Source organism: Adhaeretor mobilis (genome assembly GCF_007741515.1).
GTDB lineage: Bacteria > Planctomycetota > Planctomycetia > Pirellulales > Lacipirellulaceae > Adhaeretor > Adhaeretor mobilis.
In genome coordinates this window covers 2,958,215-2,982,903 of record NZ_CP036263.1, presented here as the reverse complement: position 1 = coordinate 2,982,903, position 24,689 = coordinate 2,958,215, and the positions used below count along the sequence as shown (strand labels likewise).

Here is a 24,689-nt window from a genome sequence, read left to right as displayed (position 1 = left end):
AGGCCGGAAGACGGATTCCGAGAGTATAACCAAGCGCCCCCCTGTGGGTAGCTCTTACATGAAAAATGCGTTATGGCGGCGCTGAATCTGCGGTCGGTTGCATCATTTTCAGCAGCGAACGAGTCCGCCCAATCGCATGAAGTGTTCGCGTCAGGGAAACACCTCAGCGAGTTTCGTTTTGGCGATCATCACCCTACGGTGGTCTCATACGCATCTCAAATAATCTCAGCGCGCATTCCCCCCGTGCTATTGCGCGATCCGATTTTGCGTCTCATACTGGCTGCTGACATACTTGGACCAGGAGCTTGGCATGGAAGTAGAACCTCATTTGAGTTTGGCGGAACTGAAGCGATTGGCTCGCTTCGAGTCCGATGTAAAACGGTCAAAGCGGCTGCAGATGGTGGTTTTGGCCTTGGAAGGTTATACGGCTCCAGTGATTGCCCGGTCGTTGACTAGTTCTCGCCGCGTTTGTCACCATTGGGTGCAGCGATATAACGCCGAGGGAATCGCAAACCTCAGGGACAAGCCCGGTCGTGGTAAGCCGGCTCTACTTAGCTCTGTCGAACAATAACAGTTAAAGCAGCGAATCGATGCTGGTCCGACTCCTGGGGATGCGCAAAGGGACTGTCAGCGCCGATGACACGGCGATGAGCACGCTGAGGACCTGCCGCCGGCAGACGCGTGAGGGAGAGCTCCCGCCTCCTACCGATCCAGACAGTTTGGGGGCCGAGCTGGAGCATCAGCTCACGCGGAAGATTGACAAGGCGGCGGCCACGCAGCGCTACCTCAAGAACAAGCGGGCAATCTGATATAGCGAGATGGCGCCGCAACTCGATGGGCGGCCGGCCGAGGCCGGGTTTGCCGAACCGACGGCCAGCCCTGAGGATGTTGAGGCTTACGTCGGTCAAGCAATGAACCTTCTCACTGATTCAATCAGTAACTACCGGCAGAGCCGGTAGTATGAGGAAGGCCCCTAAAAGGGGCCCTGTTGGTTAGGGATTATTCGAGGTCAAACAATCCACGCTCGCCGTCACGCTCGTGTTTCTCCTGGTTCTGGATGTACTCCTTGATCATCACTTCATCCAGCCCCACCGTGCTCACGCAGTAACCGCGTGACCAAAACGAACGTCCGTACAAGCTGCCTTTCACTTTCTCAAGGTCACGATTGATCCGAATCGCACTCTTGCCCTTCAAAAACACCACCGTATTGGCAATGCTAACCATCGGTGGAATGCTCAACAGAAGATGGACATGGTCAGGCATCGCTTTGGCCTCGACCAGTTCCACTTCCTTCTGCTGACAAACCTGGCGGAGAATCTTCCCAATCTCCACCCGCAAACTACCGTAAAACTTGCGTCTCCTATACTTTGGTACAATCACAATATGATACTTGCAGTCCCACTTTACATGGGATTGGCTGCGCCAGCCCTTTATTACGGATCCTTCTGCCCCCCAGGGGCCTTACTCGGAAGGATCCGTTTTTATACTCCGGGAAGGGCGGAGCCCATTGGATACGCACCGGCAAAGCTGGTGGTTTACGGGAATGAATTAGGCATCCTGCAGCTCTCAAGCTTACAACAGGAAGAAGCCGATGAACTCAACTCACGGCGATCTTCTAGCCTTCTGCAAGCTGGAATCGTTTGCGGCAATATTACGCCACAAGTTCTTTCTAGTACAACACCGCATGGCTAGCTACGGTACATTCGTTGCTGATCCTGTCATGTCAAACTATGACGTTGAGTTCTGTAGCGACTCAAACTCTAAACCGTTTAGTTCATTCGATAGGTAGCGAGTTGCCAAGCCGCTCTCTGACAGCGGCAAAACGCTCATCCCCTGCCAAGTTCTTCCATTCCTGGGGGTCCTTATGTTCGTCGTATAACTCTTCAGAACCGTCGGCGTAATGAATCAGCCGCCAGCGTTTATCACGCACTGAAAAGATACCTTCGTCGACAGTCGTAACGACAACGCGAGTCGTTTTGGTCTCCGGATCGGACAATTGGGAGACTAGCGAAACGCCGTCCAGTCCTGCCTTCGACGACAAGGCACACATTTCGATCAATGTCGGGTACAGATCGATTAGCCCGACTGCCTCTTCACAATGGCTACCGATCTTGTAACTGGCAGAGTCCGCCTTGGCGGGCACAATCACCAGCGGCACCCGAGTGGATCGTTCCCACCCAGTGGTCTTGCCCCAATGTTCCTTTTCCCCGAGATGCCAACCATGATCGCTCCACAGAATCACGATGGTGTTTTCTGCGCAAGGCCCACTGTCTAGAGCGTCAAGTAATTTACCAATCTGCGTATCGACAAACGAAATGCAAGCCAAGTAGGCCACCACGGCGTCCTTCCATTGCCCATGCTGGAGAACGCTCTCATGCAAACCTCCGGTTTGGATGGAATGGGCCAAGGCTATGGCTTCGCTGCCAACGTCGTCCAAATCGCTGGACGGAACTTTCGGAACGATCGTGGAGTCGACGGGATAGAGTTCGAAGTATTTTCGCGGTGCGTAAAGTGGAATGTGTGGTCGATAGAATCCAGTCGCCAGAAAAAAAGGCTTCTTCGGGTTAGCTTCGTTGCGCAAATACTCCGCGGCCCAGTTGGTTACTTTACCGTCGCCCGTCTCATCATCTTGCACTGGGACGGCTCCCCAATCGAACGAGCTGAATTTCCCTGGTTGGACCCGTTGCCGGTCATTGGGCATGCCGTTCAGCGGACGCATCACTAGGCGCGAATTTTGCTGAAGAGATTGTGGCTTCTTACTGGCGTACGGACTCCAACGCTGCTCGGTAAAAAATACCTCGTCATACATATCGGCAAACTTGCGATGCATCAACTTTCCACCGCCTAAGGTGCGGTACCCCTGCGCATGAAAGTGTAGTGGCAGCAGCACAAGACTCGGATGTAGCTTGCGAATCTGCTGCTGGTTGTTGACCACGCCAGTGTTAAACGGTTGCCTTCCGCTAAAAACAGCCGCCCGCGAAGGGCCGCAGAGTGGCGCGGCACAGTGAGCGTTGGAAAAGACAACTCCCCGCTTGGCCAATCGGTCCATGTTAGGAGTCTTGACCTGGGGGTGGCCTTCTAGGAAACCTACCCAGTCGTTCATGTCATCGACCGAGATAAATAACACATTTGGTCGGGCAAACGTTTTTGCCGTACTCAAGACGACAAAAGCGATCAGAACAATCGATACAGTGCGAATCAATGCCATGATCTTTTTAAGAACAAACCGGCTTCTAGAAAACATGTTGTGCCCTTCTTGTCAGGACATCTTATGGATATCCTTCGCCGTTCGTCAGTTCGATTGGCCTTTCCCGAACCTATGCACCAGTCTTTGTGAGAGTATCTGGGGATTTGACCTTCATCCCTACTTAAGTCCAGCTGGAGTGAAGGTCGACTACCAGCAGAGGCATACCCTAAAAATGAATGTGCGGAGGTTGACGCACACCACCTTGATTAACGACGAATGCCATCATTCAGTCCGTTCGCCCTTGAACTTTTTCTCTTCGGCCATACTGGACCCAAGCTTCTTTTCAGGGGAGAGATCCTGAATTTCAAATTTGCGATACTCCACCACGTCACCGTGGCCAAGCAAGCCGATGTGACCGGTTTTTCGACTCAGACCAGCATGCTCCTTACCGTCAATCGCTTTACCATTGGGTGCGACCTCGTCGAGATCGATGTCCAGAATCACATGCTTATTGAGTACGACCTCAATCTTGCTCCCTTCGCAACGGATTTCCTGGGAGTTCCACTCACCCACCGGTTTGAGATGCCCTCGTTCGGCCGGTGCAATCCCATAGGCTGAGCCGTGGAACTGATACGGCTTGAGATCGGCGTACTTCTCAGCAGTATTGTCCAGCACTTGCAACTCGATCCCCATGTAAGCTGCATCCCCTTTGGATGGTGTGCGGATTCCGATGCCATTGTTAGCGCCCGGAGTAAGCCGAAACTCGAAAAGCAGAACAAAATCGGCATGCTCGGATTCTGTGTAGAGGTTCCCCGACTGGCCTGGCACACTGGTTAGAACTCCCTCGCGAACTTCATAGGCGTCAGTAGCGCCCATCCAGCCAGCTAGCGACTTGCCATCGAAGAGGGGGACGCCCCATGGCTTTTTAAGGTCTTCCAATTCACCAGCGGGCAATTTGCTGGCGGCTATTCGCTGGGCAAACGTTTCGCTTTTTGGGTCGGACGGATCTAAAGGAAGCTCGCCTACCTTGCGAAGCGCTGCGGTGATTTTCGCGTCGTTCTTCTTGTCCTCTTTGTGGTCCAACAGCCTTGCCAGCTGCTCGCCGTAGACGTTGTTATGTTTGTTCCCTTTGCCCTGATGACACACGTAGCAACGGGCTTTTCGCTTGGCGAACTTGGCAAACTCTTCGTCGGGATGTTCTTCGATGTATTCGCTCAAAAACACTTTTTGAAACTGAATGACAGCGCACGCGGGCTCCGGGTGCCACATCAACGTCCCAATCATGGCAATCAACAGCAACCTCGCTCGACGTCGAGAGCAACCGTTTTCCCAAGTCTGCAAACTCTGTGCGTGTCTCATAAGTATCGCCTTCCAATTTTCAAAATGTCTTCAATGGTCTCGTGATTTGTTAGCTCGACTCAACAAGGCTAACGACGCGTTCGTTGCTGGGCAGTTGGTTCGTCCAAAATCGTCCGAGAAACGCAATCGGGCAATCACTCGTAAAGGTATTCCTCAGCGATCAGCACTGCGGCTCTAGTCTAACCAATGCAGGTTGCCCTGGGGAGTCACCGAGCCTGCTCTTGCTGCTTGATGGCCTCCGGCAGCTGGGGATCAACGAGCCCACGCTCGCCACGTCCCTCTTTGTCGATGCGTCGGTCGACGTGTTTGACGATTTGTTCTAGGTCTGCCTCCCAGTACTTTTCCCACTCCGCACGTGGGGGTGGTACTACTGGCCGAACAATGCGAAACCCAACCGTCTGGCCATAGTCACTGGCAAACCACCAGGGGCTCTTCGGAGTATTGGGGTCGTTGCTCTTCCACTCTTCTTCATCGCCAGATTGGCGGCGTGCAGCAGACCGACACTCAGCCGCGGATTCCGTGGACCAAGATCCCCCACGGAGTACGAGCGGAAAAAGCTTGGTCGGCCAGTTGATGAAATCGCCGGCATCGACCGTCCGTCCAGCAAATTTGGCGTAGTGCTCCGGGTCGTATTGATCGAGAACCCACTCGGAAACATTTCCGTGCATGTTATAGAGACCCCAAGAGTTGGGCTCGTGCAGTCCCACTCGCGAGGTCGCGTAGTCGTCTTCGGCATTCTCGTAGTACCAAGCATATTCTGTGAGCAAGTTGGGGTCATCTCCAAATGAAAAGGCGCTGGCCGTTCCCGCGCGGCAAGCGTATTCCCACTCTGCTTCGGTGGGAAGTCGGTAGAAAGTGCCCGTCAGCAAACTCAACCACTTCGTGTACTGTTTGGCCGCATACTGAGTCATCGATACGGCTGGCTGCTGTGGATCGTCGCCACTATCGTAAGTGAAGCTCGGTTCATAGAGCTTCGAAGGTGCGGTGACCGCATCGATCTGGTTGTCCGAAGTGACTTGGCGAATCCCTGCGTCATTAAACCGTTCGAAGATATTGCACAGCTCCATGAACAGGTGATATTCCGCCCAAGTGACTTCATGCTTACCCATCCAAAACGGTTTTACACGAATTGTGACTTGCGGACTTTCATCGTCCTGATGCCCCGGCTCGCTCGCAGGACTTCCGATCTGAAACTCACCACCGGCAATGGGCACCATCTCGAATGAGACTGCAGAGCCAGGGATGATTGTTGAGTACGCTTCAGTCGCATTGACGTCACTAGGCGTCGGTTCCTTAGCAACGCAGCACACGCACGCACAAGCCAGAGGCAATATCCAAGATAGTTTTCTCAAAAGCTGAACGGACACGAGAACTCGCTGTTTGCTAAAGGGGAGCTGGGCTGGAATGAATTGCCGGAGCGATCCGTGAAATTGGGCCGTTGCTGTGGTAACAAGGCATGGAGAGGCCACTGCACTACGTCGGCCTGCTCATGGCAACTGACAAGCCTGTGTTAAGAGGCTTGTACTACGGGATTTGGAAACGGTTAGCCGGAATTGATGCTAACGCATTTCGAGAATAATTCCAGTTGCACAAAAACGCAAGATAACTCTCCCGTTCCCTTGAAGCTGCATTGTCTCTGTGCAAGCTCAATTTACCAATTATGCTCATCACCAAACAAGTGGCTGCCAATCTGCGTAGTTGTCAATTCGTATCGACAATGGACCGGAGTTCAGCTCGAAGTCGCTCGACTAGTGGGCCTACTTCAACAAGGCAACCCTGGACTTCAGTCGACCGGGAAAGCCTACAGACAACGCGTTTGTTGAATCGTTCAACGGTCGCGTTCGACAAAAGTGCTAGAACCAGCATTGGTTTTTGAACTTGCTAGACGCATCCGACAAGGTAGAAGCTCAGAGAATCGACTACAAACAAGCCCGGCCGCACAGCAGCCTGGGTGGCCAGACGCCGCAGGGATTCGCAGATTCACAATCCAACTGGACTCAAGTTGGGGTGAAGGTCAGCTGGTCAGGCTAGCTTGCGTACTATCGCTGCCTGACGTTTCCTCGGGGATTTGCTTAAATGCGAAGGCCAACATTACCCACATCCATCCATTGAAAACGAATTCGATGCCGAGCAAAAGCCCCACTATCCACAACGCCACCTCCGGGAATTGACGCCAAACAATCAAACCAAGCAGGACTGTTACCGAACCACTCAACAAAGTCCATCCCCATCCGGGGAATCGCTCTTGCAATGATATGACAATCCGAAAAATGCCACTTGTCAGGAAGAACAAAGCCAGCAGTAGGGTTAGGCCTGCAGCACCCTTAATGGGATTCTCCAGGATTAGAAATCCGGTTACGAGATACAAGATTCCTACCAAAGTACTAAGTAGCACACCCTTCCACGCTTTGCATTGAAAGGCACTTACTATCTGCGCGACACCCGCTGCTAGAATCATGATTCCCAGAAACGTGACAACCCCAACCGTGGCAAAAAACGGTGTTGCGATTGCTGCGAGGCCTCCCAAGATCATGAGAATCCCCATGACTAGAATCCATCCCCAAGAATCGCGCAAAGTGGATAAGTCTGATGTAATTGGTGATGCTGGCATGAGGTTATGCTCCAAGTTTCATGTGGCAAGACTAACGGATGAAGGCCCCCCCCATTCTCATTGACACAAAATCCAAAGTCAAGAAATGCCGTTTCTTAGTCAGAGCCGGCCAGTTATTGAACCCAGGCCTTCTCTGGTGCGGAAGAGCTCTAGAGAGGATCACCCTAAGTTCATGCTCTCACGGAGGTTTCACCTTGAATACCGCTCACACGGGGAGTTTGCCCGACCAATTGCAGCAGTTTCCCGACCCGCATGGGGCCAATAGAAGGCGCCACTCTCTTGAGGCCGTGCTGGCCACTGTTGTCTGTGCCGTATTGTGCGGCACACGAGGTTACAAAGACATTTCCGGGTGGATTCACGTCCAAGTACGCGAGGTCTGGTACTTGCTGGGCTACCACCGAACACCGGCCACATGCGGCGCATTTCGTGATCTGATGATCAAGATCAACCCCGAGCTGCTCGAAGAGATTTTGCGAGGCTGGGTTACGCAACACACACCGATGGAAGCAAACGAGATCGCCCCTTTAGCCATCGATGGCAAGACGCTCTGCAGCACACTAGACGAGCATGGTCGCAGTCTCCAACCGCTGAGCCTGTTCGACCAATCCAGCGGTTACGTGCTCAGCCAGATGGCCGTTCCAGCCAACACCAAGAAGTATGCTTACCGAGTCGACCTATTACTCAGAGACGTGGGTATCTTGAACAACTGATGTCTTATCGCCTGCTTCAATTACTGGTGATCGCTCTCGAATCATTGGCCGCCAGGATGTCAGCTTCCTATTTCCGGTGTTAGGCTGTCAGCTCGCGTCGAATGTAGCCATCGAAGTCATCGGCAAGCGCTGTGTTTGCGATCTTGTTGCCCCAACTCTGCTCTTCAATCGGATGATACGGTAGTCCTTCTTCGAGCAATTGGCGATCGTACATCGCTGGAAACCCCTGCCGGTTGTTCGGAATGACCGAGTTGAGCCAGAAATACTCCTTCTGGGGCTTAATAGCGTCCGATTCAACTGGATGAATGTGACGTTCCATTCTCCTGTTGCGGCGTTACAAACATTCCACGCATTTATGAGATCAATATGCGGAATCGAAACGGCATCAGTCAGCATTTCATATTCCTGGGACTCGTGTTTCTGTGTTCGGCAACATCACACGGTCAATGGTTCGAGTTCAGTGATGATTTCTCAAAGTGCGACCGTTGCCAACGTAACCCTTGGGATGAGCGAATTGAGACTGAACGCCACGATTTTACGCAGTCGGCTGTGACGGTTGGGCGTGGCATCTTCCAGATTGAAAGTGGCTATTCCTACTTCTACAACGATGCCGAAGGGGAGATCGAAGATTCGCACACCGGCCCGGAGATGCTACTGCGTTACGGCATCAGCGAAGATATCGAGGTGCGACTCCGTTGGAACTACGTTTGGCAATTCATCGATGTTAGTCCCGATGAAAGTGGCTCAGAGGATCTTCGCTACTCGATCAAGTTGCAAATGACGCGACAACTCGAAGAAAGCCTACTACCAACTAGCGCTCTAGAAGTACGTGGTACGGCTCCCACTGGAGGTGAGGCCTATTCGACTGGAGGAGTTGAGTTTGGCCTTGATTACATCTACCAATGGGAGCTTACCGAGGGAGTCACGTTCGCCGGATCAACCGGCTATGCACAAAACGGCAATGGCGACTTTGGGCTCATCCCAGATCTGCCGACGCAGGAAAACTTTAATGTCTTGAGCCAGTCAGCAGTACTCGGAATGGAACTCTCTGCAACTAACTCTATGTACATAGAGTGGTACGGACTCTACTCAGATGGACTAGAAGACGAGATCGTCGTGTCCATCTTTAACATCGGTATCGACCACTACGTGACTGATGACTTCGTCATCGATTTTCGCGCAGGCGTCGGACTCTCGGGAGATTCAGACGACTTCTTCACCGGAGTTGGCGGAGGGTATAGGTTCTGACCGGCAAAACACCTTGGCTCACGCGTGTTGACCGTCTTTTCCATGTCTGCAAAAAAGAATCTTCTATCCAGCGGCCCAGTGACCTTCACCTCTGTTTCTTGAACCAAGCGAAGTGTGAGGTACTTTAGTATCTTACCCCTTGAGATACACGTGTGTCAGAAATACAAGCCGAAGTTGATGTTCAAGCGCGATTGCCATTCGCCTGATTCAGGTCGATTTAAACCGACACCAGGTCCGCCCGCAAACCACATGTTTTGTCCAGCAATCCAATCTACATAGACAAAGAGTCGCTCCTGGGCGGCCAGTAGGCAACCGAGGACAAGTTGTGTCGAACTGTGAGAGTCTGGTGTGCTGGGATACACTTTGCTGAAGTCCGAGTAGCAAGTGATTGTGTCAATGAGACGAAAATCGACGGAGAAGGTCCGAGCAAGGTTGATGGTTGCCACGTCGGCGTCAGTCGCGATTAGGAAGGGGAACTGAAATGCCGCCACCTGAATGGTATCCGTGTCAACACCCGGGGGATTTTCGGGGTGATATTGATAGTTGATCCACTGCAGCTGAAAGTTCCAGTCGCCATAGGTGAGATTGTCATGAAGTGCGTAGGCAAATCGATCTCCCATTTTTTCAGTGATCGTGTTGTAAATCTGACCTCCTTCAACAGAAACGCCAAGATTGTTTGTTACGCCACAACCTAATTCCCAGTCGTAAGCCAACCGGGCATTAAACTGATTAGTCTCTTCGTTTGCCTGCTGGTCACTTGTCACGAGATCAAAAGAGTAACGTCCTGCTCGACTTGAATCGATGTACTCGGGGTTTTTGTAAAAGGCCAACTGCATATCCCAAGGCCCACTGTCATACAAGAATTTCAAGCCGGTGTCATAATCATCTTCGAAACCCAAGTAGTAAGTTGCGTTGAACCAGAAGCTGTGGGAGGCATAGGGCAGGATACCAAAGGGGACTTGGTGGATCCCAAACTGAGCTTCCCACTCGGGTGAAAGTTCATAGCTAAAGTAGGCATGATGGACGGCCTCGAAAGGACCATACCATCGATACTGGACTGACATGCCAAGATCCCCGTACTCGGCATCCGCATCTAAGCGGAATAACTCGAAACCGAAATCGCCCACTTTGTCTGAGTCTTGTTCACTATAATCTCGCCAGCCATAGTTCAGCCGGATTGCCCCGCCAATAGATAATGAGGACTCGGGTACCTGAGGAGGTGGCATCGCTACAGGCTGATTCTCAAGCGGCAGCAGTAATTCTTGCTGCTGCTCTAGAGCCAAAACCCGTTCTGCCAAATCTCCAACATCTTGTTTCTCCTGCTCAAAGTCGCTCCCATGCGCGACCGCACAAAACATGAGTGTCGTCACCACAACCTTGCTAACCAATCCCCATCTCGCCTTGGCAAATTGCAGCGACGAAAAACCACCGACGCGCAGACCCAGCGCAAACTGGAAGCCGGTCGATTGCTGTTCGTTTTTTGATACCATCTAAGACATGAAGCGTTCAGTAGAATGTTCTTCCCCAGCTATCTATCCCCGTTTTTATTTCAGTCTTCAACACGCCGCCCATTGAGACGCGCAGCATCACCCAGAACCTTTCAAGAGAGAGTGCGGGACTGTACTTGGCCAGCTCAATGACAGCAAGGCGAGAAGGATGCCGACCGGCCAATCACACTTGCCAGCGTTGAAGTCGAGAAAATCATGGACCCGATGCAATCTTGAATGCGGTGGCCAGTAGAATAATGGGCAGTGGGATATTTTGGGCGATTTGGTATAGTTAGGGCCCGCAGCGAACTCAATACTTTCACGTGCAGATCACTTAACATGCCATCGATTTTCTCCAAGTTGCCACTCCGCATCAGTGCGCCGATTGTGCTTTCACTACCAGTGCTGATAGCTGTTGCCGTACTATCGCTGATTGCCTTCTGGCAAGCCAGGTCAGCAGCGAACAAAATGGCTAACGACCAGATCGTAGAGATCCATAAACGGATCGACCAACAACTTGGCGATTTGCTGAGTATGCCTGCTCGGATAAATCGTATCAACGCGCAGATGCTTGACGAAGATCGCTTGGACTTAGGCGACTTACGTAGCTGGCGTGCCTTCCTTTATGAGCAAGCAATGGCTTTTGAAATGCTCAGCGGCATACTCTGGGGTTCTGCAGAAGGTGAAGCCGTATGGATGTTTCGCTACCCTGGAAAAGAGGGGTATGAGTTTGGAATCAAGGACGATGACACCGGCGAAGAAGTTTTCGAATACCGCATGGATGCCAAGAACCAAATGAGTGCCGATCCGGTGGGTCACTACGAATACGATCCCCGCAAGCGTCCCTGGTACACGAATGCTATTCGTGCCGGTGAAGCTGCCTGGACGGAATATGCCTGGGTCAATCAAGATGGGGGAGAAGTCACTTATGGGTTGGCTTACCCTCAACCCTATTACAACCAAGAGGGTGAGCTACTTGGTGTGCTCGACGCAGAGATTAGCCTGCACGATGTATCGAGGTTTCTTGGCTCACTAGAAATTGGTCGAACTGGAATGGCCTACATCATCGATCGCGAGGGCGATCTCCTTGCCAGCTCCGTAGACGCAGCTGTCCACGACAGTGACCTTAAGAGAATTCCCGCGCATACTTCTCAACACGGTTCGATCTCGGCCACTGCGACCGTGTTGAACAATGACTTTGCTTCGTTGAGCGACTTTGAAGGTACTTACCACAAGTTAGTCAAAATTGACGACCAACCTCAATTGATGATTGTCTCTCCGCTGAGCGGACATGCTGGCATAAATTGGCTAACTGTGACTGTTGTTCCAGAGCATGACTTCTTGGATGCCGTCTATAAATTAAGACGCCGTAGTTTTTATTCAGGCTTAGTAGCTGTATTGGTCACTTTATTGCTAGGCGTCGGGATGGCCTCGGTGTTCGTACGTCCCATTTTCAGATTAGTGTCACACGTCCGCAAAATCGGAGAGGGCAATCTCACAGAACAGCTTCATCTCAACTATGGACCGGAGTTTGTTCAACTCTCCAACGAGATCAATACCATGACGGAGGACCTCCGTGATCGCATGCGTATGCGCCGGTCACTGGCCGTTGCAATGGAAGTACAGCAGAGTTTACTACCATCAGATACTCCAAAGCTTGAAGGACTAGATGTAGCGGGACACAGCACCTATTGCGACGAGACTGGCGGCGACTATTACGACTTTCTGGAAGTAGCTGGACTATCAGAAAAGTCGGCTGCGATCGCGTTGGGAGACGTCATGGGACATGGCGTGGCGGCTGCCATGCTTATGGCTACTGCTCGTGGAGTGCTACGAAGCCGATGTCAAGAACCGGGATCTCTGAGCGATCTTCTGAATCACATGAATCGCATGCTTGTCGAAGATACCGGTGGTGAGCGTTTCATGACCATGCTGTTGCTGACTATAGATTTGGAACAACACGAAATACGCTGGACTTCCGCTGGCCATGATGCACCGATTGTCTTTGACAAAGAAACTTCCACATTTGTCGAGTACGAGTTTGAGGGCAGTCTGCCATTGGGACTTTTTGAGCAGGATGACTACGAAGAGTATACTGTGAAAGACGTTCGCAGCGGACAAATCCTCATTGTCGCCACCGACGGTCTTTGGGAAACTCAAGGTGAGCATGGCGAGTTTTACGGCAAAGATCGAGTGAACGATCTGCTACGTAGGCATGCTGAGAGTTCAGCAGAGGAAATCAGTCAGCATATACGCAAAGAACTCGCCGAGTTTCGCGGCCCCCTAAGTCCGGACGATGATGTGACTTTTGTAATTGTAAAAATAGAGTAACCTGACCTGAAAGCCTGTAGTAGCGGCGTTGAAAATACTATCGAATCAGCCTCAGATCCAGCAAAGTTAGAATCAACGGGTTGGCGTGCTCCCCTCTATGTAATTGATGTGGCATGAGAGTTCAGCGGGCTGCGGCCATCCAACGCTTGGCGACGGACGTAAGCCGCCGGGTAGTTCGAGCCCTCTCACGTTAGGCCCGTTTCTTCGTCAGTAGCGAAACGACAACTAACGTCAAGAAGCCCAAGGGAATCGTCACGATGCCAGGCTGACTGAAAGGCGTGAGTGCATCCTTGCCGTCCCAACCGTAAACAGCCGAATAGGTATCTGCGCTCAGCAATATCCAAGCGAGCGAGCTGGTCATACCAACCGTGACTGCAGCAATGATGCCCTGCTTGGTTGTACCTTTCCAGAAGAGCAGCATCACGAGTGAAGGCAAATTTGCGGACGCGGCCACGCTAAATGCCCAGCCAACTAAGTAGCCAACGTTCAGCTTCTGGAACTTCATTCCCAGGATTATCGCCACAATGCCGACCGCAACTGAGGCAATCTTGGCAATGCGCACTTGCTCGGTGCCAGTGAGTTCTCGACTGGAAAGGCAACCATAAAGATCGTGAGCCACCGCACCCGCAGAAGCGAGAATCAAACCACTCACCGTGCCAAGGACCGTCGTAAATGCAATCGCCGAGATGATGGCGAATAGTAATTCGCTCATGCTCCGTGCTAATAGGGGGGCAGCCATATTACTGCTCGATACATCCATCGCACCGCTGGTCATCGCTCCTAGCCCCAGATAAAGCGTAAGCACATAGAAAAACCCGATGCACCCGATGCCAACGATGGTACTCTTACGAGCGGCCGCCCCGTCTTTCACTGTGTAGTAACGGATGAGGATATGTGGCAGCGATGCGGTTCCGCAAAACAGCGCCAGCATCAGCGAGAGGAAGTTGAGCTTGTCACTATACTTGTCGCTTCGGATCCCTTTGAACTTGGGATTCTCACCAGGACGCAGAATTTGGCTTCCAGGTGTAGGTTTCGGGGTGTAGGTGGTTGTTGTCGATCCATCTGTGTCTGTGGCGGTCTCTTTGGACCACAGCACCACTTCGCTCTCTTGCAACGTGCTAAAGAACTCCAGTGGCCCTAACGGCCCCGTCTTTGCCTTGCCATCCGGCAACTTGGAGATGGTGCCAACTGATGCGAGGGTAGCTTCACCTTCCCCCTCGCCCTTGGGGAGCCCATTTACGATCTCGCTACCATCGGCAAGCTCAGTTAGCGTTTGAGGCTGCGGAGGCTCAGATTGCACTTCGAACCCCCGCTGCAAGATCATCACGGTTAGCACAGCACTAAATGCCACCAGCAGCGAGCCCTTAAGAAATTGCACCCATGTCGTCGAAACCATACCCGCGGTTACCACTATAAAAATAACGACTGCGCCGACGATCAACACACCCGCCCAGTGCGGCAGCCCTAATAGAGGTTGCACGAGAACACCCGCACCCACCATTTGCGGGATGAGGTAGAAAACGCTCACCACCAAGGTGCTAACGCCAGCGACAAACTGAATACCCTTCGAATTGAATTTCGAATTGAGCGCATCAGCAAACGTGAACTTTCCAAGCCGCTTCATGGGCTCAGCAACGACAAACAGTGCGACCACCCAACCGCCGAGGAACCCAATCGAATACAGAAACCCGTCGTATCCGTAGAAGGCAATCATGCCACAGATACCAAGGAAAGAAGCCGCGGAAAGGTAGTCCCCAGCAAAGGCTACTCCATTCACAAACCACGGAATCTGTCCGTGTGCCGCAAAGTAGCCTTCCGAGGATTTCGCCTTACGCCCGAGATAAAAGCTCAGCCCGAGAACGACACCGACAAACATTAAGAAAATAGCGACGGCCAGGGTGGAGGGGTGGTAGATCACTGTTGCTCCTCCCTTTCTTGGCTGGGTACTTCATCGTCCGGCCCGCACATCACACCATAGATCAGTGCGAGCACAAACGCGCCGATGATGAGCCCGAATCCAGAGAGTATCGCCAAGTTGATCCCAGCAATCGGTGTGGATTCCATTGTCTCGGGCGAGAAGGCGTTCAGCAACACAAAGCCACCGTACAGAACTAAATAAACGGCAAAGAGTATTAGCCCCAGCCGGGTGTTGCTACGATTCATGAACGCTACCTCTTGGATGAAATGGCTCTTCAGTACCTGAGAGCCAGACCTGACAGAACGAATGCAGCGACTATGGTACCTGATTCCCAACGGTAATGCAGTCGCTAATCGAGCGAGGCTTCGCTCGTGTGAGGTACTTCCTCGCCACGAAGGTCACAAATGGCATTCTGGGCTGCCCGTTGCTCTGCCTCCTTCTTGCTTTTCCCCCAAGCCGGGACGTATTGCTGCTTACTCACATGAGCAGCAATCTGGAAGCACTTGGCGTGATCGGGGCCCTTCTCGTCAAGAAGTTCGTAAACGGGCGTTACGCCGTGCTCGCGTTGGGCATGCTGCTGGAGCAACGACTTGAAGTTCCCTCCAAACTCCGAGTTCACAGTGGCTTCGATCTTGTCGTCAACACAACGAAGAATAAAGTCCTTCGCGGGTTCTCCCCCACCATCGAGATAGATCGCAGCAATCAACGATTCAAGCACCGCTGCCAAGACGGACTTGGGGATCTGCGGGTCGGACGCCATTCCTTTGCCAAGAATCAAAAACTGGTCCAACCCCATCTCTTCGCTCAACAAAGCACAAGTTTCTCTACTCACGACAACCGATTTGACTTTCGTTAGCTCGCCTTCGGAGTACTCTGGATAGAGATGGAACAGCCGCTCGCAAACCACTGCCCCTAAGATTGCGTCGCCAAGAAACTCCATACGCTCGTTGGACGAAAGGCGATGTACGACTCCGGAGGCATGCGTTAGAGCTGCTTCCAGCAGATCAAGATCGTTGAAAGAATAGCCTAGGGCAGCCTGGCAGCCGTCCAGATCGGCTCGACGAGAACAGTCCTCCGTAGATGGCGAGGGACTGGTAGAAACAGCTTCTTCAAGCTCAGGCGTAGAGCGAGTGCTCATGGTTGTTGGGAGCGGAAGCCATGCTGGGGCAGAATGTTCCCAGGTGAAAACACATGGGGTCGCTGCCGCGGCAGAGCCTTCGCAAATCAAGGGGTGTGCAGATCAGTAGGTCAAGGCCAGCAGGGAAAACGCGATACGGGACAGTGCTGGCGTGCGATGCCGCCGAACTCCCTTCCCGTTAACTCCCTTCCCTAAGGGCCTAAAGGTAGGCTAGTTTGCTGGCAAGAATATGTCAACTACTAGGCTCACTGAGGGAATAGTCACCCCACGTCAGTCGGTAAGAAGTCAACTTCCATACGCAATGATTAATACGCTCTATCTCCCTGAAATTCGCGAGATGCTCGCCTCAGACGACGAGCAGGGCTTAAACGAGTTCTGCACCGCGTTGCACGCTGCGCGAACCGCTGAATTCATGGAGGGGCTAAGCTCTGCCGAAGCCTGGCAGGTACTGCTGGCAACGGATGCCACCACACGAGTGGATGTGTTCACCTATCTACCTGAGCAGCAACAAGTTGATATTCTTGAATCGGCCGACCCCCAGGAAGCCAGCGACCTGATCGCAAATATGCCGCACGACGACCGTGTGGACCTGCTCAAGGAGGTAGAGGATGTCTCGGTAGATAGCATCCTGCCGCTGCTCCCCACGGAAGAACGCCGCGATATCCAGCGTCTCAGCCAGCATCCTGAAGGCACTGCTGGTGCTGTAATGACAAGCGATATGGCGCGATTGCCAGAAACTCTGACAGTGCGTGAAGCACTGGAGGAAGTTGCTCGTCAATCCGCAGATCACGAAACAATTTACTACATCTATATTGTTGACGAGGAGAACCATCTGCGAGGCTTGGTTTCGGCGCGGCAGTTGGTCACCAACCTGGGCCGCCCAAACAAATTGATCAGCGATCTGATGGAGCGTGATCTGCTTACGGTTACTGACACGGACGATCAAGAGACCGTGGCCTCAAAGGTTGCCGAGTACGACTTTCTCGCCATCCCCGTCGTGGATAGCGAACAGCATCTGGTCGGCATTATCACGCACGACGACGTGATTGACGTGCTCCGCGAAGAAGCGGAAGAAGACGCCTATCTCGCAGGTGCCGTCGAACCGCTTGACGAAACGTACATGGAAACTCCGTGGTACACGCTCGCCTGGAAGCGGGGCGTGTGGCTGACCGTGTTGTTCGTGGCCGCGATGCTTACCGCCGCAGCCCTGAAGGGCTATGAGGACACGCTCGCTAAAGTCACTTGGCTGGTGCTGTTCATACCTCTGGTGATTTCCAGCGGCGGCAACAGCGGTACGCAGTCGACGACGCTCGTCATACGTGGCCTCACCAACAAAGACCTCGTGCCCGGCGATTGGCTCAAAGTCGTCCGCCGTGAGATTATCACCGGCCTCTGCCTAGGAAGCTTCCTGGCGATGCTGGGCTTCTTTGTAGTACGCATCGTCCAGTCAGAGCTGACGACGCAACAAGCACTCGTGGTGCCGATCACGCTGCTTTCGGTCGTCATCTGTGGCACGATTGTCGGTTCACTGCTACCGTTGCTCTTCCGACGGCTCGGACTCGATGAAGCGCTGATGAGCAGTCCCTTTCTCACGGGAATCATCGATATCGCCGGAATCGTCATCTACATGAGCGTGGCGATATTCATGCTGGAGGAACTCGGGGGCGGTGTCGGTGCTGGCTAAGCCGCAAGCGGCAAACTTAAACGTCCAAAGCTTGCTGACCAATGTACATTTGCAGGACTTGGCTCTGCACTTTGATCGCGCGAATAAGTACCCAAATTTGATCTTGGGAAAATTGCTCCGGATCGGAATTGGCAAGGTCTTCCAACTCTTGAGTCATCGCCGCATGTTGGTCGGTTGACGCCTGCAATTTTAGGCCCGTTTCGTTCCATGCGTCGGTGAGAGACTCGGGAGCATCCAGGACTCCCAAGTCTGTACGGCTATTGCTGAGCAGCAAACAGAGCCGAGCCACATCTTGTGGTGTGGCTTCCGGTTGAAGGTCTTGTATGCGGCGAGCTAATGTTTGGCAATCCATGGTCAGTTCTTCCCTCAAATGTGTCTTCAGAATAGAAATGTTTTGAAAAGGTGACACCGGTCATCAACCTCCGTGGGCTGACTTGCGGTGCCTATCTTGCGGTGCCTATGTAGATAAGGAACTAGCGTGTCTGGGAAGTGACTGGGATGAAACACGCCTTACTCCTGAATTCTAGCCCACGGTGGTGCGCAAGCTGGATCCTTAACCCATTTAGAGAAATGATTTTCCTGCCGATCTTGACGGCTGTATCAGCAGGGGATTCTCTACGCCCGTAAGTTGTTGATTTCCCACAACACCTGCCAATCCCTATGTTGCTAAGGGACCACCTATGCCCTCGCGAACATTCTTAGTAGGCTGAGTGTCTGGTTGGAAACCGTACGTTCACTCAAACCACCACACGAACCAGTCATGCCCTCTCTCGGTGTCAATATCGATCACGTAGCCACCGTACGCGAAGCTCGCAAAACCAACGAACCCGATCCTATTTGGGCCGCGTCGCTGGCAGAACTGGGCGGTGCCGACGGCATCACCTTGCACTTGCGAGAAGATCGTCGGCATATCCAAGAACGCGACCTACACCTCCTGCGACAGACCGTAGCCGTGAAGCTCAACCTCGAACTCGCCTGCGACATGGAAGTCCTCGAAATCGCCTGTCAGTCCCGGCCTTACCAAGCGACGCTAGTACCCGAGCGACGGGAGGAAGTCACCACTGAGGGAGGGCTGGAAGTCGTTGGCCAGAAGGACCGCGTGGCAGAATCCATCAAGCGACTCAAAGATGCGGGTATCGTCGTCAGCCTGTTTCTCGACCCCGACCCAGCTCAGATCGACGCCGCGAAAGAACTTGGGGCAGATGCCGTTGAACTCCATACAGGTGCCTATGCAGAGGCGACAGCCACCTTTGCTGGAGAGGCGGAATTAGAGACCCTTCGAACAGCCGGCAAACAGATTGTCGATGCCGGGCTTACTCTGCACGCAGGTCATGGGCTCACCTATCGCAATGTCCAGCCCGTGGCTGCAATCGATTCGATGTGCGAGCTCAACATCGGTCACAGCATCATCGCCCGGGCCATCATGGTAGGGCTCGAGAAGGCAGTCCGCGACATGAAACAGCTCATCCGCTAACCAGCCGCTTGCGGCTTAGCTGCCAATTGCGTGCAGCTCGCGATCGCCTTATCATGCCCAGTCTGTTGGATGTCACCCAAAGCCGCTGATTATTCTAGGATTTAAATGATATGGCCACTAAAGGAGCAAGCTTTGCCGGTTTGTCCGTCGCGCTGACAACCCCCCTGAAGAACGGCGAAGTTGACTACGAGCTATTCAAGCAGCAAATCGACTTCCAGGTCGAGGCTGGCACAAATTGCCTCTGCCCGGTTGGCACCACGGGCGAGTCTCCTACGCTCACGCACGAAGAACACGAGCAGGTCATCGGCTTCGTGTGCGAATATGCCGCAGGCCGCATCAAGGTCATGCCCGGCACAGGTTCCAATAGCACGGCTGAAGCTCTTCGGCTTACCAAGTTCGCGGAAAGCGTAGGTGCCGATGCCGCGTTACAAGTTGCTCCCTACTACAACAAGCCCACTCAGGAAGGCTTTTACCAACATTATAAGTGCCTAGCCGAGGAAGTCGGCATTCAGCTTTGCGTCTACAACATTCCGGGCCGCACCGGCAAAAACATCGAGCCTGAGACCATCGCCCGTCTCGGCGAGCTAGAAAACATCACGATGGTCAAGGAGGCGACCGGTTCGCTCGATCAAGCCTCTGCCATACTGGCTTCCTCGAACCTGACGGTACTAAGCGGCGACGATAGCTTGACGCTTCCCTTGATGTCCGTCGGAGCGGAAGGCGTGGTCTCGGTCGTGGGCAATATCATTCCGCAGGATATGATCGCCCTTGTCAAAGCAGCCACTGAAGGCGACTACACTACCGCACGCGAGTGGCATGCAAAGCTATTCCCCCTCTGCCGCGACATGCTCAGTCTTTCGACCAATCCCATCCCTGTGAAAGCCGCCATGGCTATGCTGGGTCGCGATACGGGCGAGCTTCGTTTGCCTATGACTCAGCTAACAGACGATCAACGTGGGTCGCTTAAGAAAACGTTGACCGCCTACGGGTTGCTTTGAATTGCCAGCCACAATTAGTTACGTGTGAAGGAAGCGCCTCGATTATTAGGTTCGATGATTTGAAGCACGGCACCTTTGAATTCTGCCATCGGACCGATCTCGGCCAATAGTTCTTCGGCGAGTTCTGAGTTCTCAACAACCGCATAGAGAGTTGGTCCCCAAGACGATTGCCCCACTCCTTGCACTCCTAGCTCGCGAAGTCTAGCCACAGCTACTGCTAACTCTTTAGTGGCATAAGCGCCGCCTTGCACGCTCTTGAAGCACTCCCCTGCCCTGTAGCCGTACTCGTACAGCGCTGCTCCAAAGCGTTCACAATCGTTCCGCTCCGCTGCCGGAAGGATCTCCTCGATAGCTAGCCTCAAAAGAGTCGCGGTCGTTGTCTCGGGAATCGCAGGAACTTCATCGAACGCGGTTTGTTCGGCTAAGCCATGAATAGCCTTGTTTGTCGGAATCGTTGCTAGGACGAACCGCCACTCTCTCGGTACGCCAACTCGTTTGGTAAGTTCTCCCAGGGAGTCAGGTTGCGTGAACCCATTCTCCAGGATCAACCCGCCTTGTTCAAACCCGTGTGCGCCAACTGCACTGCGATTGCCACGGCCTACGAGTTGGGCAAGCTCTGCAACAGGAGGAACCTCGTGCCCGAACAACTGAAGCACCCCCGCAGCCGTGGAGAGTGCCAACTGAGTTCCAACTCCCAGCCCGATGTGCTCGCGTGGGGCTTCTGAGACAGCGATCTGCAACGGGTTGGTACCCTCGCCGATTCTCTTCGTAACCCGCTGGGCATAACCAATCACTCGCTCTCCATGAGGTCCGGAAGTGGACCACTGTTTGGCCCTTGCAACTTCGATTACGACCCGCTGCTGCTTAACCATCAGCCCCAAACCACCATAGCTTCGCTGCTGTCCACCGCTTACTCCGAATCGCATCAGTCCAAAATGCAGTCGACAGGGCGCTAGCACTCTAACACTCCTCAACGACGATTTCTCATTCATGTTTTCCATTACTCTGAGTACTGCCTGACGACTGTGGTGTTCTATCAAATCTACATAGTTTGCCGAGACAATGAGAACAATAGAATGAAACTACACGTTGCAATTAGGAGCTTCACTGGGCCTGGGTCGAAGATTGTCAGCGTGGCCACGATCAAAAAAACAACTATAATTGCCACCCATTTTCGCTTCAGCAGTCTCGCAGTCTCATGATGTTTGTCAGGCATAGGTTATTTCCATAGCTTCTTTAGGCTACTGCTTCCTGGCCCGAAGCCGCATACTCACGGCAGCTCTTGTTCAAGGTATCCCTGCAGTTGCTGAAATGCCTTTACGTCCTTCTTATCGCCTGTTTTCTCGACAAGAGGAGCAAGTCGCTCTGCTGCGACTCTAATCTCTTCGGTGGGAAGGTACTCGATTCTCGTCGCTAGGATCGCCAGTTCGAGTACCGCGTGCGACGCACGATTGAATCCGAAATGGTCCCGTAGCGTTCCCTTTTCGACTATTTGCGCGTAGACGTTCGTGAGTTCTTTGCGCTCATCAAGCCCCACGACCTCAAATGCAAACCAACGACAGGCCGTGGTTAGAATCATCCCCTCGAATCCGGATGCCTTGCGAAAGTTCGGCAATTTCTTGAGCTTCCCAATTGCCGCCATAGCAATCAGACCGGCATCGTCGGTCACGTGGAGCACCCCTCGCCTCGTGCGGCGAAGGTTCTCGAAGGTCGTTGAGGTGTTGTAAGGACGAAAATGGATCAGCCGCGCGTCCCCTACACCGAACTGCCGGTCAACAATCGGCCCCATGGGCGAGAGGTTAGTCGTGCCGTCATCATTAATCGTCGTTACGAGACTCTCAAGAATGCGGCCACTATCGCCAAGCTTCGGTAACTCAGCAGGAGGTTCAACGGGTAGGTCGGTCATACCGTGAGTATACCAGCCCACACAATCAAGAAGAATCGGGCTTAGGAATAACAGGCTCAAAAAGTAATGGGCCCCGTAGGTGCCGAGCTGAGTCCTACCGTTTCTGCACGAGGCGGCGGACTGCGATCTTCCCTAGCTGCGAGCGCTGTTGGGTCCGCAGTTACTTTGATATCCGCCAGTTCTAAGAAGTTCGCTAGCAGCTGAAAACCGTGGCCAGTGAGAATCGCTTCCGGATGAAACTGCAAGCCGATGGTCGGAAAATCACGATGAGCAAGCCCCATGATCGTCCCATCGCCGGTGCTTCGCGCGATTATCTCCAACTCCTCAGGCAGAGAATCCTCATCCACGATCAGCGAGTGATACCGACAAACCGTCAGCGGAGAGGGAACTCCCTGAAAAACGCCCTGCCCTGCATGCTCGATCTCCGAAGTACGCCCATGTCGCGGCTCGCTCGCTCGAACCACTTTCGCACCCATAGCAGCCCCAAGGGTTTGGTGTCCCAGGCAAATGCCAAGCAAGGGCACTTCTTGATGAAATTCGCGCACCAATTCCAGCGAGTAGCCTGCTTCACTCGGCGCGCAAGGCCCGGGCGAAAGCACAATCGCCTGGGCCTTCAGGCTGCGAACACTCGCAGCATTGACCTTGTCATTGCGAACAACGTGAGTCTCTTGTCCGAGTAGTTCGAAATAACGGGCGAGGTTGTGAACAAAACTATCATAGTTGTCGACTAGCAAAACCATCGCAAGCCTCGTTGTGACAGCTAAGGAGCGGGCAGAGATTTAGTGTCGGAGAATTTGCAGAGGTGACAAGACCGCGTCGATAATGCATCGACCCCGGTTGCTCCCTGATACTCTACGAGGACAAGTACGGTGATGCAACTCATGACTCTCCTGATAACGAACAATCTCTCCACTGAATACCAAAGCTGGAAGCACTTGGGGACCCTATATCCCAAGGCGCACATACGTTTTATCGCGGCTCAAATACGTTCTGCTATGACTTTTTGTGGCAGGTAGAGGGGGTGGTGACTCCGCACGAAAAATACGACCGCCGCGCCAAATGAAAGCATCTCGATCTGGGCCTGCTGTACGGCACGCGCGTTATTGCTACGCCACCCATCGGCGTTAGCCCTTTTGCCTTGCCATGGCGGCGGCAGTAGCTCCTTACTCAAGTACATTTTTAGATACGGTCTTGTGATCCCAAAGCGATGCGATTGACATTGAGATCTCAGTGGCAAACTATCTGCCGTACTTCTCAGAACGGAAATCGATGGAACTTCGTTCCTCCCCATGTTGGGCGGATTGCATGCCAACGAATTGGTCCAGTACTTGAACGAACCCATTCTGCCAGTTATACGTAGGTCCTGGATCGCTAAGCACAGCTTGGTCGAAAGAGAAGCCAGGGACGGTATCGTTGCCTGCGCCGCGGAGGCATGCCCCTTCATCGACGGCAGCTCAACTTGGCAAAGGCAATAATATTCTTAAGTCTAGCAAACAGATCTGAATATCTCTTTGCAATTGCGTTAATCGGAGTTTGAAATGGAGTGTGTTGTAACTTTTGGCGAAATCATGGGACGTATGGCCTCGCCAGCAAATCTGCGATTGCGACAAACGCGTGAGTTCGAGGTCACCTACGCCGGCGCAGAAGCGAGCGTCGCTGCCTCGATCAGCAATTTTGGTGCGCAGGCTCGTTACGTAACGGCCCTCCCAAAGCATGCTTTGGCCGAAGCAACAATGGATTCGATTCGTGCTATTGGCGTTGACACCCAGTACATCTTGCGTACCGACGAAGGTCGACTTGGTCTCTACTTCTTAGAAACTGGTGCCAACCAACGGCCCAGCAACGTGGTTTACGACCGGGCTGATTCGGCCGTGTCGATCACTCCAGCTGACCAGTACGACTGGGACGGCATATTCGACGGTGCAGGCTGGCTACATCTCAGTGGGATTACACCAGCACTCTCGAAGATCGCCGCCGATGCCACCCTCGTAGCAGCACAGAAAGCCAAGGCGGCCGGTGCGCAAGTATCGATTGACCTAAACTACCGAGGCAAACTTTGGAAGTGGAATGAGCCCATGGCCCCTCGTGATCTGGCACAAGAGACGATGCGAACCATCCTGCCGCACGTCGATGTCGTGATCGCCAACGAAGAGGATTTCCAAGACGTGCTGTGCATTCAAGCAGGTGATACGAACGTCCATGAAGGCGAACTCGACACTTCGCGCTATCCAGACGTAGCTCGTCAAGCAGGTGAACAGTTCCCGAATCTTAGCAGAATAGCCATCACACTCCGCGAAAGTCTTTCAGCATCGCACAACAACTGGGGCGCGATGCTCTTTGATGTAGCGAGTGACAAGGCTAGTTTTGCCCCGTTGGATACGGAAGGAAATTACTGTTCCTACCAGATAAAAAACATCGTCGATCGTGTGGGCGGAGGCGACTCTTTTGCCGCCGGACTGATCTTTGCACTGAATACTCCAGAGCTCAGCGAGCCCCAAACCGCACTGAACTATGCTGTAGCTGCTTCCTGCTTGAAGCACTCCATCAAGGGCGATTTCAATTACTCAACCCGAGCGGAAGTGGAAGCCCTCATGAAGGGCAGCGCGTCGGGTCGCGTGGTTCGTTAATAAATAAAATC

24 protein-coding genes and 1 pseudogene are annotated in these 24,689 nt (G+C 53.1%); 11 read left to right on the top strand and 14 right to left on the bottom strand.

What is annotated here, in order from left to right; translation table 11 throughout:
- Positions 1 to 310: 310 nt before the first annotated feature.
- From HG15A2_RS11750 to HG15A2_RS23970, 3 genes are read left to right on the top strand one after another with little or no spacing between them, the layout of a single operon-like run.
- Entirely contained in the window at positions 311 to 571 is a 261-nt protein-coding gene (locus tag HG15A2_RS11750; protein WP_145060435.1) for a helix-turn-helix domain-containing protein, read from the top strand.
- Positions 572 to 590: 19 nt separating this feature from the next.
- A complete protein-coding gene (locus tag HG15A2_RS11745; protein WP_145060434.1) occupies positions 591 to 809 on the top strand; it encodes a hypothetical protein in 219 nt (72 codons plus the stop codon).
- Between the two features lie 9 nt (positions 810 to 818).
- A complete protein-coding gene (locus HG15A2_RS23970; protein ID WP_218932527.1) occupies positions 819 to 959 on the top strand; it encodes a hypothetical protein in 141 nt (46 codons plus the stop codon).
- Between the two features lie 40 nt (positions 960 to 999).
- Here the strand turns inward: HG15A2_RS23970 and tnpA are convergent, their stop codons facing one another.
- The 4 genes from tnpA to HG15A2_RS11725 all read right to left on the bottom strand — a co-directional run bounded on the left by tnpA (position 1,000) and on the right by HG15A2_RS11725 (position 5,913).
- The gene (gene tnpA / locus HG15A2_RS11740) at positions 1,000 to 1,434 is read right to left on the bottom strand and encodes an IS200/IS605 family transposase (RefSeq protein WP_145060433.1); all 435 of its coding nucleotides are present in this window, start codon (positions 1,432 to 1,434) and stop codon (positions 1,000 to 1,002) included.
- A 340-nt stretch (positions 1,435 to 1,774) separates the two neighbouring features.
- On the bottom strand, positions 1,775 to 3,244 hold the full coding sequence (locus HG15A2_RS11735; protein WP_145060432.1) for a sulfatase: 1,470 nt from the start codon (positions 3,242 to 3,244) through the stop codon (positions 1,775 to 1,777).
- A 225-nt stretch (positions 3,245 to 3,469) separates the two neighbouring features.
- The gene (locus HG15A2_RS11730; RefSeq protein ID WP_145060431.1) at positions 3,470 to 4,546 is read right to left on the bottom strand and encodes a 3-keto-disaccharide hydrolase; all 1,077 of its coding nucleotides are present in this window, start codon (positions 4,544 to 4,546) and stop codon (positions 3,470 to 3,472) included.
- Between the two features lie 206 nt (positions 4,547 to 4,752).
- Positions 4,753 to 5,913 (bottom strand): formylglycine-generating enzyme family protein, encoded by a 1,161-nt coding sequence (locus HG15A2_RS11725; protein WP_145060430.1) that lies wholly within the window; start codon positions 5,911 to 5,913, stop codon positions 4,753 to 4,755.
- Positions 5,914 to 6,247: 334 nt separating this feature from the next.
- On the opposite strand from HG15A2_RS11725, the pseudogene HG15A2_RS24560 reads away from it, so the two are divergent.
- Positions 6,248 to 6,577 (top strand): annotated as a pseudogene (locus HG15A2_RS24560) (integrase core domain-containing protein); the annotation flags it as partial.
- Here the strand turns inward: HG15A2_RS24560 and HG15A2_RS11710 are convergent.
- Positions 6,561 to 7,157 (bottom strand): HdeD family acid-resistance protein, encoded by a 597-nt coding sequence (locus tag HG15A2_RS11710; protein WP_145060428.1) that lies wholly within the window; start codon positions 7,155 to 7,157, stop codon positions 6,561 to 6,563. The pseudogene HG15A2_RS24560 and the gene HG15A2_RS11710 overlap by 17 nt on opposite strands.
- 194 nt (positions 7,158 to 7,351) lie before the next feature.
- On the opposite strand from HG15A2_RS11710, the gene HG15A2_RS11705 reads away from it, so the two are divergent.
- The gene (locus HG15A2_RS11705) at positions 7,352 to 7,867 is read left to right on the top strand and encodes a transposase family protein (protein WP_218932525.1); all 516 of its coding nucleotides are present in this window, start codon (positions 7,352 to 7,354) and stop codon (positions 7,865 to 7,867) included.
- Between the two features lie 79 nt (positions 7,868 to 7,946).
- Here HG15A2_RS11705 and HG15A2_RS11700 read toward each other — a convergent pair whose 3' ends face one another.
- Positions 7,947 to 8,186, bottom strand: coding sequence for a hypothetical protein (locus tag HG15A2_RS11700; protein ID WP_145060426.1), 240 nt, complete (start codon positions 8,184 to 8,186; stop codon positions 7,947 to 7,949).
- A 47-nt stretch (positions 8,187 to 8,233) separates the two neighbouring features.
- Here HG15A2_RS11700 and HG15A2_RS11695 point away from each other — a divergent pair, with 47 nt between their 5' ends.
- The gene (locus tag HG15A2_RS11695; RefSeq protein ID WP_145060425.1) at positions 8,234 to 9,115 is read left to right on the top strand and encodes a transporter; all 882 of its coding nucleotides are present in this window, start codon (positions 8,234 to 8,236) and stop codon (positions 9,113 to 9,115) included.
- Positions 9,116 to 9,270: 155 nt separating this feature from the next.
- Here the strand turns inward: HG15A2_RS11695 and HG15A2_RS11690 are convergent, their stop codons facing one another.
- Positions 9,271 to 10,605 (bottom strand): hypothetical protein, encoded by a 1,335-nt coding sequence (locus HG15A2_RS11690; protein ID WP_145060424.1) that lies wholly within the window; start codon positions 10,603 to 10,605, stop codon positions 9,271 to 9,273.
- A 336-nt stretch (positions 10,606 to 10,941) separates the two neighbouring features.
- Here HG15A2_RS11690 and HG15A2_RS11685 point away from each other — a divergent pair, with 336 nt between their 5' ends.
- Complete coding sequence (locus HG15A2_RS11685; RefSeq protein WP_145060423.1) at positions 10,942 to 12,933, top strand: SpoIIE family protein phosphatase; 1,992 nt, start codon at positions 10,942 to 10,944, stop codon at positions 12,931 to 12,933.
- Between the two features lie 190 nt (positions 12,934 to 13,123).
- Here HG15A2_RS11685 and HG15A2_RS11680 read toward each other — a convergent pair whose 3' ends face one another.
- The 3 genes from HG15A2_RS11680 to rnc all read right to left on the bottom strand — a co-directional run bounded on the left by HG15A2_RS11680 (position 13,124) and on the right by rnc (position 15,989).
- Positions 13,124 to 14,851, bottom strand: a complete 1,728-nt coding sequence (locus HG15A2_RS11680; RefSeq protein ID WP_145060422.1) for a sodium/solute symporter — start codon at positions 14,849 to 14,851, stop codon at positions 13,124 to 13,126.
- A complete protein-coding gene (locus HG15A2_RS11675; protein WP_145060421.1) occupies positions 14,848 to 15,096 on the bottom strand; it encodes a DUF485 domain-containing protein in 249 nt (82 codons plus the stop codon). The genes HG15A2_RS11680 and HG15A2_RS11675 overlap by 4 nt, the downstream gene beginning before the upstream one ends.
- A 104-nt stretch (positions 15,097 to 15,200) precedes the next feature.
- Positions 15,201 to 15,989, bottom strand: coding sequence for a ribonuclease III (gene rnc / locus HG15A2_RS11670; RefSeq protein ID WP_145060420.1), 789 nt, complete (start codon positions 15,987 to 15,989; stop codon positions 15,201 to 15,203).
- 301 nt (positions 15,990 to 16,290) lie between these two features.
- On the opposite strand from rnc, the gene mgtE reads away from it, so the two are divergent.
- Positions 16,291 to 17,673, top strand: coding sequence for a magnesium transporter (mgtE, locus tag HG15A2_RS11665; protein ID WP_145060419.1), 1,383 nt, complete (start codon positions 16,291 to 16,293; stop codon positions 17,671 to 17,673).
- Positions 17,674 to 17,689: 16 nt separating this feature from the next.
- On the opposite strand, the gene HG15A2_RS11660 is transcribed toward mgtE, so the two are convergent.
- Positions 17,690 to 18,025 carry a hypothetical protein gene (locus HG15A2_RS11660; protein WP_218932524.1) on the bottom strand — a complete coding sequence of 112 codons (336 nt, stop codon included), beginning with the start codon at positions 18,023 to 18,025 and terminating at the stop codon, positions 17,690 to 17,692.
- A 408-nt stretch (positions 18,026 to 18,433) separates the two neighbouring features.
- Here HG15A2_RS11660 and HG15A2_RS11655 point away from each other — a divergent pair, with 408 nt between their 5' ends.
- Together HG15A2_RS11655 and dapA are read left to right on the top strand one after the other, a co-directional pair.
- On the top strand, positions 18,434 to 19,147 hold the full coding sequence (locus HG15A2_RS11655) for a pyridoxine 5'-phosphate synthase (RefSeq protein ID WP_145060418.1): 714 nt from the start codon (positions 18,434 to 18,436) through the stop codon (positions 19,145 to 19,147).
- 110 nt (positions 19,148 to 19,257) lie between these two features.
- Positions 19,258 to 20,145, top strand: a complete 888-nt coding sequence (dapA, locus tag HG15A2_RS11650; protein WP_145060417.1) for a 4-hydroxy-tetrahydrodipicolinate synthase — start codon at positions 19,258 to 19,260, stop codon at positions 20,143 to 20,145.
- A 14-nt stretch (positions 20,146 to 20,159) separates the two neighbouring features.
- On the opposite strand, the gene HG15A2_RS11645 is transcribed toward dapA, so the two are convergent.
- The 3 genes from HG15A2_RS11645 to HG15A2_RS11635 form a co-directional block, all read right to left on the bottom strand.
- Positions 20,160 to 21,104: a GHMP family kinase ATP-binding protein gene (locus HG15A2_RS11645; protein ID WP_218932523.1), complete on the bottom strand. Its 945-nt coding sequence runs from the start codon at positions 21,102 to 21,104 to the stop codon at positions 20,160 to 20,162.
- Between the two features lie 311 nt (positions 21,105 to 21,415).
- Positions 21,416 to 22,051, bottom strand: coding sequence for a DUF447 domain-containing protein (locus tag HG15A2_RS11640; RefSeq protein WP_145060415.1), 636 nt, complete (start codon positions 22,049 to 22,051; stop codon positions 21,416 to 21,418).
- A gap of 56 nt (positions 22,052 to 22,107) precedes the next feature.
- The gene (locus HG15A2_RS11635; protein ID WP_145060414.1) at positions 22,108 to 22,791 is read right to left on the bottom strand and encodes an anthranilate synthase component II; all 684 of its coding nucleotides are present in this window, start codon (positions 22,789 to 22,791) and stop codon (positions 22,108 to 22,110) included.
- Positions 22,792 to 23,589: 798 nt separating this feature from the next.
- Between HG15A2_RS11635 and HG15A2_RS11630 the strand changes: the two genes are divergently transcribed.
- Positions 23,590 to 24,678 (top strand): sugar kinase, encoded by a 1,089-nt coding sequence (locus HG15A2_RS11630; protein WP_145060413.1) that lies wholly within the window; start codon positions 23,590 to 23,592, stop codon positions 24,676 to 24,678.
- The last annotated feature ends 11 nt before the right edge of the window (positions 24,679 to 24,689 follow it).